General features: G+C 39.7%; 15 protein-coding genes. 7 read left to right on the forward strand and 8 right to left on the reverse strand.

The window, feature by feature from the left end:
* Positions 1 to 67: 67 nt before the first annotated feature.
* From BFP77_RS07780 to BFP77_RS07795, 4 genes are all read left to right on the forward strand, one after another.
* Positions 68 to 490 carry a SufE family protein gene (locus BFP77_RS07780; protein WP_099573464.1) on the forward strand — a complete coding sequence of 141 codons (423 nt, stop codon included), beginning with the start codon at positions 68 to 70 and terminating at the stop codon, positions 488 to 490.
* A gap of 2 nt (positions 491 to 492) precedes the next feature.
* Complete coding sequence (locus tag BFP77_RS07785) at positions 493 to 825, forward strand: iron-sulfur cluster assembly protein (protein ID WP_099573465.1); 333 nt, start codon at positions 493 to 495, stop codon at positions 823 to 825.
* A 35-nt stretch (positions 826 to 860) separates the two neighbouring features.
* A complete protein-coding gene (locus tag BFP77_RS07790) occupies positions 861 to 1367 on the forward strand; it encodes a DUF2480 family protein (RefSeq protein WP_099573466.1) in 507 nt (168 codons plus the stop codon).
* A 70-nt stretch (positions 1368 to 1437) separates the two neighbouring features.
* Complete coding sequence (locus BFP77_RS07795; RefSeq protein ID WP_099573467.1) at positions 1438 to 2364, forward strand: DUF3078 domain-containing protein; 927 nt, start codon at positions 1438 to 1440, stop codon at positions 2362 to 2364.
* 272 nt (positions 2365 to 2636) lie between these two features.
* Here BFP77_RS07795 and hflX read toward each other — a convergent pair whose 3' ends face one another.
* Entirely contained in the window at positions 2637 to 3848 is a 1212-nt protein-coding gene (hflX, locus tag BFP77_RS07800; protein ID WP_099573468.1) for a GTPase HflX, read from the reverse strand.
* Between the two features lie 75 nt (positions 3849 to 3923).
* On the opposite strand from hflX, the gene BFP77_RS07805 reads away from it, so the two are divergent.
* A complete protein-coding gene (locus BFP77_RS07805; protein WP_099573469.1) occupies positions 3924 to 4901 on the forward strand; it encodes an endonuclease/exonuclease/phosphatase family protein in 978 nt (325 codons plus the stop codon).
* A gap of 180 nt (positions 4902 to 5081) precedes the next feature.
* The gene (locus tag BFP77_RS07810) at positions 5082 to 7292 is read left to right on the forward strand and encodes a S8 family serine peptidase (protein WP_257212907.1); all 2211 of its coding nucleotides are present in this window, start codon (positions 5082 to 5084) and stop codon (positions 7290 to 7292) included.
* Between the two features lie 80 nt (positions 7293 to 7372).
* On the opposite strand, the gene BFP77_RS07815 is transcribed toward BFP77_RS07810, so the two are convergent.
* Entirely contained in the window at positions 7373 to 8086 is a 714-nt protein-coding gene (locus BFP77_RS07815) for a 3'-5' exonuclease (protein ID WP_099573470.1), read from the reverse strand.
* A 256-nt stretch (positions 8087 to 8342) separates the two neighbouring features.
* On the opposite strand from BFP77_RS07815, the gene BFP77_RS07820 reads away from it, so the two are divergent.
* Entirely contained in the window at positions 8343 to 9386 is a 1044-nt protein-coding gene (locus BFP77_RS07820) for a hypothetical protein (protein WP_099573471.1), read from the forward strand.
* A gap of 7 nt (positions 9387 to 9393) precedes the next feature.
* Here the strand turns inward: BFP77_RS07820 and BFP77_RS07825 are convergent, their stop codons facing one another.
* The 6 genes from BFP77_RS07825 to hemB form a co-directional block, all read right to left on the reverse strand.
* Complete coding sequence (locus BFP77_RS07825) at positions 9394 to 9750, reverse strand: hypothetical protein (RefSeq protein WP_099573472.1); 357 nt, start codon at positions 9748 to 9750, stop codon at positions 9394 to 9396.
* Positions 9751 to 12162 (reverse strand): penicillin acylase family protein, encoded by a 2412-nt coding sequence (locus BFP77_RS07830; protein ID WP_099573473.1) that lies wholly within the window; start codon positions 12160 to 12162, stop codon positions 9751 to 9753.
* 233 nt (positions 12163 to 12395) lie between these two features.
* The gene (locus tag BFP77_RS07835) at positions 12396 to 12869 is read right to left on the reverse strand and encodes a methylated-DNA--[protein]-cysteine S-methyltransferase (protein ID WP_099573474.1); all 474 of its coding nucleotides are present in this window, start codon (positions 12867 to 12869) and stop codon (positions 12396 to 12398) included.
* Between the two features lie 9 nt (positions 12870 to 12878).
* Entirely contained in the window at positions 12879 to 14009 is a 1131-nt protein-coding gene (locus tag BFP77_RS07840) for a CNNM domain-containing protein (RefSeq protein ID WP_099573475.1), read from the reverse strand.
* Positions 14010 to 14059: 50 nt separating this feature from the next.
* Complete coding sequence (locus BFP77_RS07845) at positions 14060 to 15391, reverse strand: serine hydrolase domain-containing protein (protein ID WP_218963462.1); 1332 nt, start codon at positions 15389 to 15391, stop codon at positions 14060 to 14062.
* Positions 15392 to 15442: 51 nt separating this feature from the next.
* Complete coding sequence (hemB, locus tag BFP77_RS07850) at positions 15443 to 16429, reverse strand: porphobilinogen synthase (RefSeq protein ID WP_099573477.1); 987 nt, start codon at positions 16427 to 16429, stop codon at positions 15443 to 15445.
* Positions 16430 to 16530 lie beyond the last annotated feature (101 nt).

The raw sequence follows: 16530 nt of genomic DNA on the forward strand, positions 1-16530 counted from the left end.
GATAACCACCGATTGTTATTGTATTTTTGCAAAAAATTATATCCTTTTAGGGAGATAAATTGGGCTTATGAATATCAAGGAAATACAAGATGAAATAGTAGATGAATTTTCGATGTTCGAAGATTGGATGCAGCGCTATGAGTATATGATAGAGTTGGGAAAATCCTTGCCTTTAATTGAAGATGAATTTAAGACGGATGATAATATCATCAAAGGTTGTCAAAGTAAGGTCTGGGTACATGCTACCTTAGAGGAGAATAAATTAATTTTTACTGCCGACAGCGATGCGATAATTACCAAAGGAATTATTGCTATTTTAATACGGGCATTCAGCAATCAAAAGCCAAAGGACATTATTGACGCCGATACGGCATTTATAGACGAAATAGGGCTTAAGGAACATTTATCACCTACAAGGGCAAATGGTCTTGTGAGCATGATAAAACAGATTAAATTATATGCGGTGGCATATCAAACACAAATAAACTAAAGATGAGCGAAGATAATATAGCAGAAGATAGTGCAGTCTTAGGTGATAAAATCGTTAGAGTATTGAAAACGATTTATGATCCTGAAATTCCCGTAGATATTTATGAGCTAGGGCTTATTTATGATGTTCTGGTCAACGAAGATACAGAGGTTAAGATTTTGATGACTTTAACTTCACCTAATTGTCCTGTTGCAGAAACCTTGCCTGTAGAGGTAGAAGAAAAGGTAAAATCTATAAACGAAATTAAGGATGCGGAGGTGGAAATTACCTTTGATCCACCTTGGACCCAAGATTTAATGAGCGAAGAGGCTAAATTGGAACTGGGAATGCTCTAATACAGCTTAATCGGTATAAACTTTAAGTTGTAGCCATGCCTGATGAAATTATAAATAAGGTTGCCCAAAGCAAGCTCGTAACATTTGACCTTGAAGATTATTATCCAAAAGGAGAGCGTATTGTTTTAGATATAAAAGATTGGCTTTTTGAGGGCTTTATCTTGAAAGAAAAAGAATTCAGGGATTATATCAAGGCACATAATTGGGAACAGTATAAGGGTGCATATGTAGCGTTAACCTGTTCCACGGATGCCATAATTCCTGGATGGGCTTATATGCTGATTACTACAAAACTTCAGCCCTTTACAGTCAGAACGGTTTTAGGAAACCTTGAAGATTTGGAGACCTCAATATACCAATCTATCATAGAAAATATACCTGTTTCTGACTTCAAGGATAAACCTGTAATCATAAAGGGCTGTAGTAACAAACCTGTCCCTCCCAATGCATATCTAATTCTAACGGCGAAATTATTGCCAGTAGTAAAGTCGGTCATGTATGGTGAAGCCTGTTCCTCCGTACCCTTGTATAAAAGAAAATAATACCACTTTTTTTTAGTTTGAAATGTGACTATTCTTACATTTGCGTTTCTAAAAAAATAAACACGAAATCATGAAAAACATTTTACTAACAACGGCGCTACTGTTTGCATGCGCTTTAGGTTTCTCACAAACCGAAGAAGAATTAAAGGCCCAAATGGCCCCTAAAACAGATTCTATTGCTGCCATACAGGGAAGGGTAGATGCTATTCAAGCACAGATTGATGCACTTCCTGGATGGAAAAAAGGAGCGTTTGGTACCATTGGTGCTAACTTAAGCAGCTTCAATAACTGGTATGCGCAGGGGTCACCGAACAACTCCTCTGGTAACATTGGTGTTACGGTAAATGGTTTTGCCAACCTGAACCAAGAGAAATTTTTCTGGAGAAATTCTGCGAACATTAACCTTGGATGGGTAAAATTTGACGATAAAGATGATCCGGCTGACGACGATAGCTTTAGACAAGCAGCGGACGTATTTACAATTACTTCACTTTACGGTCGTAAAATCAGGGAAAAATTCGCCATCTCTGGATTAGGGGAATATAGGACTACGATTCTGGATAATTTTAATGACCCTGGCTACTTGGATTTAGGTGTTGGTGCTACATGGACTCCGATAACGGATTTAGTGGTGGTCATTCACCCCTTAAACTACAACTTTGTATTTAGCAACAACGATGCTGTTTTTGAATCTTCTTTAGGTGCCAAGATAATTGCGGATTACACTAGAAAAATTGGAGCGGTTAACTTTAAGACCAACTTATCCATGTTCCAGAGTTATAAGAGCGGAGACCTATCTAACTACACGTGGATAAACTCTTTTGGATATACCCTATGGAACGGCATTGGACTTGGTTTTGAGTTCGGTCTAAGAAACAACAAACAAGAGGCATTGAATTTTGCTTTGAACCAAACACCTGCAACGGCTACATCTTTTGAAGATGTTGAAAACGATTTGCAGACCTATATTTTATTTGGTTTAAACTATGCCTTCTAGGCAGCACTAAGAACGAAACATCATAAAAAAAGCCCTCCTTTTTGGAGGGCTTTTCAGGTTAAGTAGTTATCGTAAAATTTGGGATTTTACTTTCTAGCTATGTAAGTTCTATTCTTGATTTGGGGTCAACACTTTCACTTAAACACAGTGTAATTTATGGCAAGTTTACAGTTTCACAAGATTTATGTTGTGAACGTATCTTATAATGTTGTGAAAAATATCAATGGAAGTAATTGATCGATGAACTACATCATACGATGTATACTTTGCACTTAATATTCATCTAAATGTTCTGGATAAAGGAAATTATTGTAAGGAAAACGCGTCACATGAATGTCTCTTACCTCATCATAAACCCTCTTCCTAAATTCGTCAAGGTTTTCTTTATTAAGGGCGGATATGAACAAGGCACGATCGCCCACTTTTTCCATCCATGTACTTTTCCAGTCGGCAATGGTAAAATGTTTGGAAGTACGTTCGGTGACTAAATCGTCTTCCTCTATTACTTCATTCTCGTGTTGGTCAATTTTATTAAAAACCATAATGGTTCTTTTGTCAGCACTTTTTATCTCGTCTAAAATTTGATGAACAGAATCTATATGCTCTTCGAATTGGGGATGAGAAATATCCACAACGTGCAATAATAGGTCGGCCTCACGTACCTCATCCAACGTACTCTTAAAACTCTCTACCAACTGGGTCGGAAGCTTTCTAATGAACCCCACCGTATCACTCAATAGAAAAGGAAGATTACCAATGACTACTTTACGAACGGTCGTGTCCAAAGTGGCAAAGAGTTTGTTCTCTGCAAAAACATCACTTTTACTGATAACGTTCATTAAGGTAGATTTGCCCACGTTGGTGTAGCCCACCAAGGCAACCCTAACCAAAGCTCCCCTATTACCCCGCTGGGTTTCCATTTGCTTATCGATCTTAAGAAGTTTCTTTTTAAGCAAGGTTATACGATCTCTAACGATACGCCTATCTGTTTCTATTTCCGTCTCCCCTGGACCACGCATGCCAATACCACCTTTTTGTCGCTCTAGGTGTGTCCATAAACCGGTTAGCCGGGGCAGCAGATACTCGTATTGGGCTAGCTCTACTTGCGTACGGGCATAACTGGTCTGTGCGCGCTGAGCAAAAATATCTAGGATAAGACTGGTACGGTCAATAATCTTGCAGCGAAGCTGTTTTTCTATATTTCGCTGTTGTGCAGGTGTAAGTTCGTCATCAAAAATAACAGAGCCTATTTCATTCTCTTCAACAAATTTTTCCACCTCTAACATTTTACCGCTTCCGATAAGTGTTTTTGGATTGGGAACATCCATTCGTTGTATAAAGCGTTTTAAAACTTCTCCGCCAGCAGTGTAGGTCAAAAATTCAAGCTCGTCCAAGTATTCTGTAACCTTTTCCTCATTCTGTTCCCTGTTCAGGATACCAATGAGTACTGTTTTTTCGTAGGTATTGGTTTTCTTTTCTAACATATATATTTAAAGTGCAAAATTAAGAAAAAGGGACCAAGCTATTTTAGTAATTTTATTGACCCAATTAAACACCCTATGCGATTTTTCCTTTTTAAAAAAAGAAAAAGCAAACATCTCTATACTCTGGCATTTTATAATCTTGAAAACTTATTCGATGCCGAGTATAATGACCATACTTTAGACGAGGATTTTACTCCAGAGGGTTTTAAAAAATGGACACCCAAAAGATATCAACAAAAACTGGGTAAACTGGCTAAAACCATTTTTGAAATAGGAAAAGACTTTAATACGCATCCCCCGGTATTGATTGGGGTGGCTGAAGCGGAGAACAAGGCGGTGTTACAAGATCTTATTAAAAAGGATTCATTAGCAAACATTCCTTATGATATTGTCCACTATGAATCCCCCGACGAGAGAGGTATAGATACTGCACTTATTTTTCATCAGAAGTATTTTAAAATCCTGAGTGCAGCGCCGTTGCCATTGATCATAAAAAATCTGGATGGTGCCCGAGATACCACAAGAGATATATTATATGTACATGGGCAATTGAATGGGGAAGAAATTCATGTATTCGTAAACCATTGGCCCTCCAGGAGAGACGGAAGCGATTCTACGGAATACAAAAGAATCATTGCCGCGGACGTGATTTTAAAGAAGATGGCGTCAATCGAGAAAAACCATAGTAATCCTAATTACATCATAATGGGAGATTTTAATGATGACCCTCATTCAGCCAGTATACAGAAATTGGTATCGAATAGTGTTTTATATAACCCTATGGAGAAATTACATGCTCCTAAAATAAGGGGAAGCGCCAATTATAAGAAAAGTTGGAGCCTTTTTGATCAAATTATCATATCACACAATTTTTTTAACTACCAAAAGGGTTCGCATAGCTTTGATAGGGCCAATATTTATGATGATGCGTCTTTAAAGGAGTATAAGGGGAAATATAAAGGGAGCCCATTTAGAACCTACGCCGGGAGTAAATATTTGGGCGGTTATAGCGATCATTTTCCTGTTTACATTATTCTTAAATATAATAAATAAAGCTTTTTTAGCGAATACAATTTGTAAGAATAATCCTATAAACAACAAAAAATAGCACTTTCACAACAGGAAAGGATATCATCCTATGTATTTCATCGAATAAATCTATTTTTTGAATTGATTATCTAGCGTTGTAAAATATATTTGTAGTCCAAATCTTACATTTATAACCTACGACCTATGAACTACCAAATACCTGAGAGCAAAATGTATACATCGATTAGTATCATTTTGCTCTTTATTTTAATTTGTCCGTTAGCTTTTGGCCAGTCCGAAAAATTAAAGTCCCTTATTGACAAGGAATATGATTTTTCCAAGATAGGGGCAATGCACGTAGATCTGGAATTTGATTTTGAAGATAACAGGAAAAAAACGTTGGCGCTTGCCAAGATAAACAACTGGAAAGTTAAAGAAGTACTTCCCGATGGTAAAAAAATAGAATTACAAGAAGTGGGCACCGATGGTAGCCCTATTTTTTACGAAACCTATGCTGAGGATGCAAGTCAGACTTCAAGGGCGTCTACGTTACATACAAACGGTTTGTTAGAACTGGATTTGGATGGAGCAGGAATGCAGGTAGGGGTTTGGGATTCTGGTGTTGCGCTTACAACGCATCAAGAATATGATATCCGAGCTACTATTGCCGATGGAAGCAATGAGATAGATGCACACGCTACTATGGTAACTGGTCGCATTATTTCATCTGGTATAAAGAAAGAAGCTAAAGGGGTTGCCCATGCCGCAAATGTACTTTCACACGATTGGACAAGAGATAAAATAGAGGTGACAGAGGCAGCAGCTAACGGTCTATTACTTTCTAATCACTCTTATGGTATCAAAACCGATAGAGTGCCGGACTGGTATTTTGGCTCCTATATCAAGGTTTCCCAGGATTGGGACAGGATAATGTATAACGCTCCCTATTATTTAATGGTTACTGCCGCAGGTAATGCCCAGAGCAGAAGAGATAACGATGCTCCCATCTTTGGAACGAGTAGTGACGGTTTTGATCTGATGTTGGGTTTTACCCTAGCTAAGAACGGACTTACGATAGCCGGTGCAAATACTAAGGTAGATGGAAAAGGAAACCTCAAGGAAGCTGAGGTATCCCCATACAGTAGCTTTGGCCCTGTGGATGATGGAAGGATTAAACCAGATTTAGCGGGCGATGGATCTTCTATCGTGTCTACGTACGCAACGAGTAATACAAGCTATAATGCTTCCTCAGGAACGTCAATGGCCACTCCGGGTGTTACTGGGGCGTTATTGTTGTTACAACAGTATAACGAGCAATTGTACGGTTCTTATCTAAAAGCGGCAACCTTAAAAGGATTGGCTTTGCATACGGCGGATGATGTAGATCAGGCCGGACCTGATTATAAAATGGGATGGGGCATTATGAACGCTAAAAAAGCTGCCGAAGCACTTATAAACAAAGACTATACGACTCATATTTCTGAAGAGAACCTAGAGGATGGTGCCACCTTTACCTTTACCGTAACGGCAAATGGAAATGAAACCTTAGCTGCTTCTATTTCTTGGACCGACCCAGAATCGGAATACATTAATATAGGAGTGGTAAACGATAAAAGGATTGCACTGGTGAATGACTTGGACATACGGATTACCCAAGATGGGAAAACTTTTTTTCCTTGGAAATTAAACCCAATTGACCCTAATGCAGGTGCAAAACAAGGCGATAACCTTGTAGATCCTTTTGAAAGAATAGACATTCCAAATGCAAAAGGTACGTATACGATTACCGTATCCCATAAGGGTGCACTTAAGAATAATGCTCAGGATTTTTCGCTATTAATTTCAGGTGTTAAAATGAACCATTGTAGTATTGCCACCCCGGATGATCTTGCTTTGGATGCGGCCTCGACGAATGAGATAACGACATCCTGGAACGGTACTTTGGATGCACTATATGAAGTACAATATAAAAATGAAAATGAGGACCAATGGATCACGGAATATGTGTCTAACGATTCCCTTGTACTGAAAGATCTACTAGCCAATGAAAACTACATCCTACGGGTACGCACATTTTGTTCTCAAAACATTGCATCAGAATATACTGATGAGTATCGTTTTACGTTCTTAGGGGAATCAACGGTAGTGGATCCTCTAGATTTCAATGAAACGTTCAATAAAGACGCAGAAGTTAATTTTTCAGTCTATCCCAATCCGGCGGCAAACGAGATTAGGTTAAATACAGAGGTAGCCGATACGGCGATGTATAGTATTGTATCTTCCTCCGGAATTGAACTCAAAACAGGGTCGGCAAAGAATGCTCAAATCAATGTGGCCGATTTGGCTACAGGATTGTACATTATACAAGTTCAGGATTTGGGAAGTAAAAAAAGTGCTAAGTTTTTCAAATATTAAAGAAAGGTAGTTCCCCCAAAAGTACAATTACTACTCAAGATAGGCCTTTCGATTTTCATAGTCGGGAGGTTTTTTTATTCTCAAATCTTTTTTATTTCCGAATCATTCAAAAGGTCATCATTTCTCATTTTTAAGAATACCTGTGCGGTGGTAACTACGTCTAGCTCGCAATAGTTTACAATGCGGTCAATATCCTTCTCCTCATAAAAGACGTCGCGCACCATACTACCGTCTATATCTTCCTTTGGTGACGGGATTCCCAGAATATGGGCCATAAGTTTTAGAGAAGTATAGTGTTTGTAATCACCGAACTTCCAAAGTTCCATGGTATCCAAATGTGGTACTTCCCATGGTTTTTTTCCGAACAAATCCAGTTTGTAGGGTAATGATATACCGTGGATAATCATTCTTCTGGCGATATAGGGGAAATCAAATTCTTTTCCGTTATGCGCACATAGTAAGTGTTTCGGTTGATTAAAATGACTGTTCAACAGGTTTTTAAATTCCTTCAGTAATTTTACCTCATCACCTTGAAAACTGGTTACCCGAAACGTTTTGGAATCACCGTTTAAATTAAAATAACCTACAGAAATACACACTATTGTTCCAAACTCTGCCCAGATACCCGCACGATCGTAAAATTCTTCGGGGGTGTAATCGTCTTTTCTTTGGTAGCGCGATTTTTGGTCCCAGAGTTCTTTTTTAGCATCATCCAAATCTTCAAAATTTTCCTTTTCGGGAACGGTTTCAATATCCAGAAATAAGATATTTTCCAAGTTAATCTTTTGTAACATGGCATTAAACTTATGGTTAGCGCTATTAAATTAATGCATTAATTTAATAAGATCATCAACTTAGCCTTCGAATAATATTGTATCTTCCTCGTTGACAAAAATTTTTGCTATGAAATTGAGTCCGGTTCGCACATCTAATTAGGTATGCGAAATTGACTTGTTTGCGTGGTACAAAACCATCTATGACATGCGTAATTCCTATTTAGTTTTCTTCTTTTGCTGTTTTTTCTTGTTGAGTTGCTCAAAAGAAGACGATATGGCAACCCCCGAGGTTGAAGAAAGAATTAGTTTTGAACTAATTGGAGTCAACCAGGATGCTGTTTTTCAATATCGCCAGGACGGAACGCTAGACAGCACCGTTGAAACCAACCTTACCAACGAAATTGGGGTTAACACCAACTACTTGACCTTAAGGCAGATTGGTTCAACGCTCTCCTTCTATTCATTCGATTCCGGAAAATTCTCTTTGATCCAAAAAAATGTGGACACTGACGAAGTTCAAGTCTACAACGATTTTTATACAAATACCTCGGCCCGATCTATTGTTTGGGGAACAAATAATGATACCTCCGTGTTCTTCGGGTTCTACAACCCGCAAGGAACAACGAACCTTGCTATTCGTAATATTACTTTAAACACATTAGAGGGCACCGACCTTTCGCTGGAATTTAACATCAATACACTTTATCCTCCTTTATACCATAACGGCAAGTTGTTCGTTACCTACAGAACCAACGCTTTGGAATATAAGATAAGCGTCTACGAAACGGAAACAAATGTCATACAGCAGACCTTGTCCTTTGGCAACGATGCTCCAAGTATTTTAATCGACGATAATGGCGATTTGGCGGTCTTTAAATTTTCTTCTGAGGCAAACACCACGTTGGACATTTTAGATTTCAATACTTTAGACAGGGTTCAAGAATTTTTGCCTACATTAAGCCAACGTTTTAATCCGGGACCCATCAACGCAAAACTTATCGATAATAAATTTTATTATGAGTTTGAGTATTCACAGCCTTTCAGCATAGAGCGGGGACCTGCTATCTATGATTTGGCCACCAGCACCAATAGTATCATTGATTTGCCTAATTTAATTAGCGAAGTAGAGATAACAAATGATATTTCTATCAACATTTTTAGTCAACAGTACAATGTTAAGGAAAGGTTTTTCCTAGTGTCCTACAGCGAGTTTACGAACGATAGTCAATTACGAGGAGGAGCAATGGTAATTTCTGATGAAGGTAAACTACTAGAGAACGTAGAGTTGAATTTTGTGCCCGTGTATTTTATAGAGTAGGCAAATCTTATTTCTTTCTCAACAGTAGTTGACATTGTCTGCCAAAAATTGCAGCTATCCCGGCCGCTAAACCACCAACTACGGCTGTAACCAAAATTAAAAGGTATGGGCTACCTTTCAATGGTAATAGTACAGCTATTTTCTTTGAAAGGATAAAACTATTATCGTTTGCCAAAAGGTATGCATAAATACCCCAGAACAATGAAATGGCAAGGAAAGGTAATAGAAATACGCTAATACCTTTTAGAGGTAATCGGAACGCCGTGATAAACGCGGCCAACATTACCGACCACCACGGTAGGAAAAATGAAAAAGCCAAGGCTAGAACAAGTGTTACAGCAAAATTTATTTTTTTGGAGTTCATTTAGTTTGGTGTTAAGGTTTGCGTAGCTATTACGGCATCGGCCTCTGTATCGTTCTGTAGGTAATGGAGACAATGATATTCGCCTGCCGCCCATACATCGATAAAATCATCATAGAACTTACTACCTGGATTCCCCGATTGCCCACCTGGATAGATGCCCAACGCTTTTGGAGGCGAACTCATCTCTACGATCATACGCCAAGAAGGTCCGTGCCTTTCGGAAGTTGCATTTACAATATTTCTGCCTCCCCCAATCGGGAGATTGGTTCTGGAGAAAGCGGGTAGACCTTGCAGCAGATGCCCTACGCTAGTGTTTTTATAGTCGCGCCAGTTGTACTCGCCATTTTCTGATTTCCATTCCGTTAGGGATTTTACCGCTTCCTTAAAGCTTAAAAGGAACAGATTTTTCGCATGCTCTGTTTCCGGAGTCGCTACTATATCCATGAAAGGGTCTTCTCCCATAGTCTTAAGCATATGTATGGTTTGATAGGTAAACGGAGCGTCCAACGCCACGTCTTCCACGCTAAACTCGTCCCAAACCATAGTATAGAGTTTACCCCACCAATTCCTCCAAATACTTGGCCCTTCTTTATCGATATCGTTATAAAAATCCCAGTTTTTCAATTGTTCTAAGACAGCTATCTCTTCAGCGTTAAGCATAGTGGTATCTATGTTTTCCAAAGCATACGGAATAAGTTCTGCGGCCTTCAGGTTATAATTATTGTTGTGCAGGTCCTTGAAATCTTGAATGGAAAAAGTTTCTTTACTTCGAAAAAATTCATTGATCACCCTATTTCTATAGGTTTCATAACCGTCATTAAAGACATAATAGGGATACGTTTGGTCCACGGGATGCTGGTTGGCAGAACTTACAAATCCTCTTTCCGGGTTTTTGGTATGGGCATTAAAGGGTTGGGGAATAAAGCTTTGCCAATCATTTTCAGGGTTGCTACCGTCCATCAAGAATTTTCCTTGTCCCTTCCACTTGTTCGGAAATTTTCCTTGTATCCAAAGGGCTATATCACCTTGGGTAGAAGCGAATACAAAATTTTGGGCGGGAGCACTATAATGCGTCAATGCCGTAACATATTCTTCATAATTATGTGCCTTGTTCAAGGCTAAGAAGGTTTTTTGGTTGTTGCCGCCAATATGTCCTATCCATTTCATAGCATAGCCTGCACGTCCGTTATCTCCTTTGAAATTAATGTCATATGCAACAGGACCATGATGCGTGTAGCGTACGGAATCCTTAAACGGTTCCTTACCTTTTATTTTTATTTCTTCTACTCTGATGTTGACCTCTTTCCATGCCTCTCCATATTTGTAGTGGGTACGCTTATCGTCTTTAAATTCAATTTTATACCAATCCAATACGTCTCTCGTGGCGTTGGTTTCTCCCCAAGAAATATGATTGTTGAAACCTGAGATAACGCCCAAGGCTCCGGGTAAGGTGGCCCCAAAGGCATTATGTTCTGGTGTACTCAGTTGCATTACGAACCAAATGGAAGGTAGATTTAGGCCTAGATGAGGGTCATTGGCCAAAATAGGATTGCCAGAATAGGATTTTCGACCCGAAACGGCCCAATTGTTACTGCCGTTATCAGGGTGTGGTTTGTCCATAGTACTAGTAATGGTATCTAAGGGCAATTCACTTTCCGGTGTTTTTGTCATAGGCACATCGATGTGACTCCAGTCTGTTTCTTTTGGAATTACAGGGTCGTTGACCTCAAAAAAATCGGGGAACAGCAAATCAAAACGTTCTTTTCCGAATAAACGTAAGGCGTTGGTATTTTCTAAATCCGAGTCAAACCCTGATAAATCCTTTGTCATATACATCAACAAAAGGGCTGTTTTTTTAACTGTCCATGGTTCCGGAACATAATCTAATAATTTGTATTCAACCGGGAAGTCTTTGGGTTGTAGTTGGTTGATATAGTTATTTACACCCTCCGCATAAGCCTTTATATAAGCTGCCGTTTCCGGGTCTTCTTTCATCTTTATTAGGGCTTGTTCCGCCCCAAAACCCATACCTCGTCTACGTTCTTGCCTATCGTAATCAAGAGCAGCATCACCAATTATCTCCGATAAACGCCCAGCGGCTGCATAGGTCTGAAATTCCATCTGCCAAAGGCGATGTTTTGCAGTAATGTAGCCTTGCGCTTTATATAGATCGGTATCGTTTTGTGCAAAAATATGTGGTATCAGTTGTGCGTCGTAATGCACGGTCACTTTCTCCTTTAGACCTTTTATTTCTATGGTTCCCGTAATGGCATCGTCTTTTTCGTTCTGCCATATTCCGGTATACGGATTAAGAAACTTTCCAATCGGTGGTGCCGGGCCAATCTTGGTATTTAGACCGTAAAAAACGGCAGCGGTGAGCATAAGAGAAACTAGAAATTTGAAATATTTCATTTTGGAGAGCGAATTAGTCCCATGAAAATAGGCAATTATTGCGAACTATTTATTTGTAAAAGTAATACTGAAAATTTTCTGGGAACGGACCGCCCAGTTTGTTTTACACCTAAGTCCTTAACTTATAATTCTAATTTGTTGCGTTAACACGGACAAAAATAGGGATGAAGTGCAGTAGGGCGTACGTTTGTTAGCTACTTGATGTAAAAAACCGACCAGATAGTCTCAAAAAATTAGAATAACGATTGTTGTTTCACCGGACTTTCGTGCTCTAAAAGCCATTTTTTGCGATGCAGACCACCAGCATATCCCGTTAATGAACCATCGCTTCCTATTACCCTATGACAAGGAACTATGATCCATAAGGGATTTTTGCCATTGGCCGCCGCAACGGCTCGTATGGCTTTTACATCACCCAAGGTTTTAGCGAGTTCCAGATAAGAAACCGTTTTACCGTATGGAATCTCTGCCAAGGCTTTCCAAACACGTTTCTGAAAATCGGTACCGACGGGATTTAACGTTAAATCAAAGTGTTGGCGTTTTCCGTCGAAATATTCTTTAAGCTGATAAGCGGCATCCTCTAAACATGCAGGGATAACGGTGGTTAGGGCTTCGGCGGAATTAAGGACGGAAATAGCGACTAAGCCATTGGTATCGCCTTTTAATTTGGTGACACCTAACGGACTTTGGATAAAGGCTTGTTCCATTAGTTGTGGTTATTCCCCTTTCGGAGTTTCAGGAGTTTGCTCTATAACACCCGCTTGCTTGGCCCTACTTTGCCAATTCTTACGCGCTAGGAGCTGTAAGTCCGCTACATTATCACTTTCGTCCATAATCTCCAATCCTAAAAGGGTCTCTATAACATCTTCCATGGTTACAAGACCGGCAACAGAACCGTATTCGTCAACGACCAAGGCAATATGCTCTCTTTTGGCGATAAGGATATCGAATAATTTGGGGATAGGGGTACTTCTTCTCGTAACTAGAATATCCCTTCTAATTTCACCAAGCGGCAACCCACCGTTCTTATTAATAATTTCTTCGTAGACATTATCTTTTAGGACAAAACCGGTGATATTATCCATCTTCTCCTGAAACACAGGAATACGAGAATATCTTAACTTAGGATTTTCTTCAAAAAAGGTCTGAATGGATTTCTCTTCCGAGGCAATTTTCATCACGGCCCTTGGGGTCATTACATCCTTCACCAATACCTCGTCAAAACGCAGAAGATTCTTAATAATGGTGGATTCGGATTTTTCAAAGACACCTTCCTCGTGGGCCATATCCGTCATTACCGTAAAATCCTCCCTGCTCAGTACGCTACCGTGATGTCCTTTGCCACCTACGAGACGGGTGAATAATTGCAACAGCCAAAGAAGTCCGGTATATTTAAGACCAAGTACCATAATATTCAATGCTTTGGCGGTAAAGTTAGATAGCTGCCTCCAGTATGTCGCACCAATGGTCTTAGGTATGATTTCGGAAGCCACTAGGATTAAAATGGTCATAATGGTAGAGACCACCCCGACCATAAGGTCCTCCGAAAACTCAATTCCGAATATAGCCCTTTTTTCAGTGCCATATAGCTCTGCATAAGCCACTTTTGCCTGTACACCTACGAGTATGGCTCCTACCGTATGTGCTATGGTGTTAAGGGTCAGTATGGCAATAAGAGGCTTGTCCACATCCTTCTTTAGTTCTTCTAAAGTAGTGGCATATGACTTGCCTTCCCTTTTTTTAACATTGATGAAGGTTGGTGTAATACTCAGTAGAACGGCTTCCAATATGGAGCACAGAAAGGAAAAAAAGATTGAAATAACAGCATAGAATACCAGTAGTCCCATAGGTTCATTTTCTGGGACTAAGATACCAATAAAATAGGTATGTGTCTTGCTTAACTTGAGTTAGCGAGTACATTATAGAAGACTTGCTGTATGGCGGGGCGAATATTGAGCTCGTACAATTTTCTGTGATTACGCGAAGGGTACACTCTGTTGGACAAGAAAATATATACCAATTGGTTTGAAGGGTCTGCCCATACGAAAGTACCTGTAAATCCACTATGTCCAAAACTTTCAGGACTTACCTGAGGTGCGGGATAGGCTTCAGAAAAGAGAAGCGAAGCATTACCTAAGAGTGGCTTGTCAAAACCTAATCCTCTTCTATTTTCATTATCCGGATATTGTACCTTTGTAAATTCTTTGACGATTTCCTTCGGCAGTATTCTTTCGCCATCATACATGCCATAATCCAGATACAGCTGCATCATCTTTGCCAGGTCGTTTGCTGTACCAAAAAGTCCGGCATTACCAGAAACACCACCCAGCAGCGCGGCATTTTCATCATGTACCCAGCCTTTGGTCACGGTATGGCGAAAAAGCGTATCTACCTCGGTAGGGACTATCCTATTTGAAAGCCTCTTGGACATGGGCAAAAACCCTAAGGTTTTGGCGCCTATGGGTGCATAGAAATGTGTTGTCACGTAGTCTTCATAGGGGATACCCGTTAATTGTTGGATCAATTCAGGAAAAATGAGGAATGTCAAACCCGAGTAGACATATTTCTTTTCAGAAGATACCTCGGACCTGTTTATGATACGGTACATTTTTAGTTTGAACCTATCCTTAACATAGATTCCATCGTAAGCTTCCTTTTCAAACCGCTTGTTCCGCTCTTTTTTAACAAAGCGATTCTTGGGTTTGCCATTTTTATTTAAAACACGATTCAGAAAAACGATATAAGGCTTTAAACCGGCCTGATGAGCCAAAATTTCCCGAAGCGTGATGGTTTCTTTGTTCTTTACGCCCCGCCACGGTTTCCAATAGGTACTAAAAGGCGTATCTAAATCTAATTTGCCCTCAGCTACCAACTTCATCAATGCAGGTAGCGGACCAAGAATTTTTGTGACCGATGCCAAATCGTAAAGATCATTTAAAGCAACGGGTTGAATACTGTCATAGGTATGAAATCCATAAGCTTTGTGGAAGATGATTTTCCCTTTTTCGGCAACAAGTACTTGTGCTCCTGGGAATGCTTCATTTTTTATACCGTTCGTTATTATGGAATCGACCTTTGGGTTTACGGAAAGTAAATCCACTTCTGATAACAGCGATACATCTTGTGTATGCGTTCTTGGCAGTGCAATTTTGTCAGGTATGATTTCTTGTGAAAGGACAGCTTCCATTGGAAGCACGCAACATAACAAAATGAGAAGCTTTCTTTTCATATTGAATTTTTCTTCACCTAAAAGGAAACCTTTTAAGAGGGCGTTACCTTTCTACATCAGCCGAACAGCGTCCTTAGCAAAATAACTGGCTATAATATTGGCCCCAGCACGTTTTATGGCAATGAGTTGTTCCATCATTACGGCATCATGATCTAACCAGCCTTTTTCCGCTGCGGCTTTGACCATGGCGTACTCCCCTGAAACTTGGTATACGGCTACGGGAACGTCTACTTCATTCTTTATTTCCCTAACAATATCCAGATAGCAAAGTCCAGGTTTTACCATGACGATATCCGCACCTTCATCAATATCCTGTTGGGTTTCCGAAATGGCCTCAAACCTGTTGGCGGAATCCATCTGATAGGATTTTTTATCCTTGGGAACGTTTTTAATGTCCACCGGTGCAGAATCCAAAGCATCACGAAAAGGACCGTAAAAAGCACTAGCGTATTTTGCACTATAACTCATGATTCCTGTGTTGCTATGCCCTTCGTCTTCCAAAGCTTCCCTGATACTAAGTATGCGACCATCCATCATATCACTAGGAGCTACAAAATCGGCTCCGGCATTGGCGTGCGAAACGCTCATCTCTGCCAACACTTCTACAGTTTCATCATTGAGTATTTGTCCATCTGCCACGATACCATCATGCCCGTAAGAAGAATACGGGTCAAGGGCAACATCGGTCATCACCAACATATCCGGACAAACATTCTTCACCGTTTTTATGGCCAATTGCATTAAACCATTATCATTTAACGCTTCTGAACCGGCATTGTCCTTTAAATTATCGGGAACTTTTACAAAAAGGAGCACGGCACAAAGCCCCATGTTCCATAATTCTTTTACTTCTTTCTCCAGGTTATCCAAACTAAGTCTGTAATAATTGGGCATGGAAGCTATTTCTTCTTTAACACCTTTACCTTCAACAACAAAAAGCGGTACTAAAAAGTCGCTTGGTGTAATAATGGTTTCACGAACCAAATGTCTTATGGCTTCTGAACTTCTAAGTCTTCTATTTCTTATGAGTGGATACACAGTTTATTGTTCTAGGATTGTACAAACTATTTTTAAAAAAAAATGAATCTTTCACAAATATAAGGGAAGCCTGTCATTCTATGAGCGGATAGTCTTTTTCT

The organism is Maribacter sp. 4U21, from assembly GCF_002742365.1.
Classification (GTDB): Bacteria; Bacteroidota; Bacteroidia; order Flavobacteriales; family Flavobacteriaceae; genus Maribacter.

Excerpts from the sequence above, each read along its gene's own strand:
- BFP77_RS07790 (WP_099573466.1), top strand. The coding sequence starts at position 861 with ATGCCTGATGAAATTATAAATAAGGTTGCCCAAAGCAAGCTCGTAACA.
- BFP77_RS07785 (WP_099573465.1), top strand. The coding sequence starts at position 493 with ATGAGCGAAGATAATATAGCAGAAGATAGTGCAGTCTTAGGTGATAAA.
- BFP77_RS07805 (WP_099573469.1), top strand. The coding sequence starts at position 3,924 with ATGCGATTTTTCCTTTTTAAAAAAAGAAAAAGCAAACATCTCTATACT.
- BFP77_RS07810 (WP_257212907.1), top strand. The coding sequence starts at position 5,082 with ATGAACTACCAAATACCTGAGAGCAAAATGTATACATCGATTAGTATC.
- BFP77_RS07835 (WP_099573474.1), bottom strand. The coding sequence starts at position 12,869 with ATGGAACAAGCCTTTATCCAAAGTCCGTTAGGTGTCACCAAATTAAAA.
- BFP77_RS07845 (WP_218963462.1), bottom strand. The coding sequence starts at position 15,391 with ATGAAAAGAAAGCTTCTCATTTTGTTATGTTGCGTGCTTCCAATGGAA.
- hflX (WP_099573468.1), bottom strand. The coding sequence starts at position 3,848 with ATGTTAGAAAAGAAAACCAATACCTACGAAAAAACAGTACTCATTGGT.
- BFP77_RS07820 (WP_099573471.1), top strand. The coding sequence starts at position 8,343 with ATGGCAACCCCCGAGGTTGAAGAAAGAATTAGTTTTGAACTAATTGGA.
- BFP77_RS07840 (WP_099573475.1), bottom strand. The coding sequence starts at position 14,009 with ATGGGACTACTGGTATTCTATGCTGTTATTTCAATCTTTTTTTCCTTT.
- BFP77_RS07780 (WP_099573464.1), top strand. The coding sequence starts at position 68 with ATGAATATCAAGGAAATACAAGATGAAATAGTAGATGAATTTTCGATG.
- BFP77_RS07795 (WP_099573467.1), top strand. The coding sequence starts at position 1,438 with ATGAAAAACATTTTACTAACAACGGCGCTACTGTTTGCATGCGCTTTA.
- BFP77_RS07830 (WP_099573473.1), bottom strand. The coding sequence starts at position 12,162 with ATGAAATATTTCAAATTTCTAGTTTCTCTTATGCTCACCGCTGCCGTT.
- BFP77_RS07825 (WP_099573472.1), bottom strand. The coding sequence starts at position 9,750 with ATGAACTCCAAAAAAATAAATTTTGCTGTAACACTTGTTCTAGCCTTG.
- BFP77_RS07815 (WP_099573470.1), bottom strand. The coding sequence starts at position 8,086 with ATGTTACAAAAGATTAACTTGGAAAATATCTTATTTCTGGATATTGAA.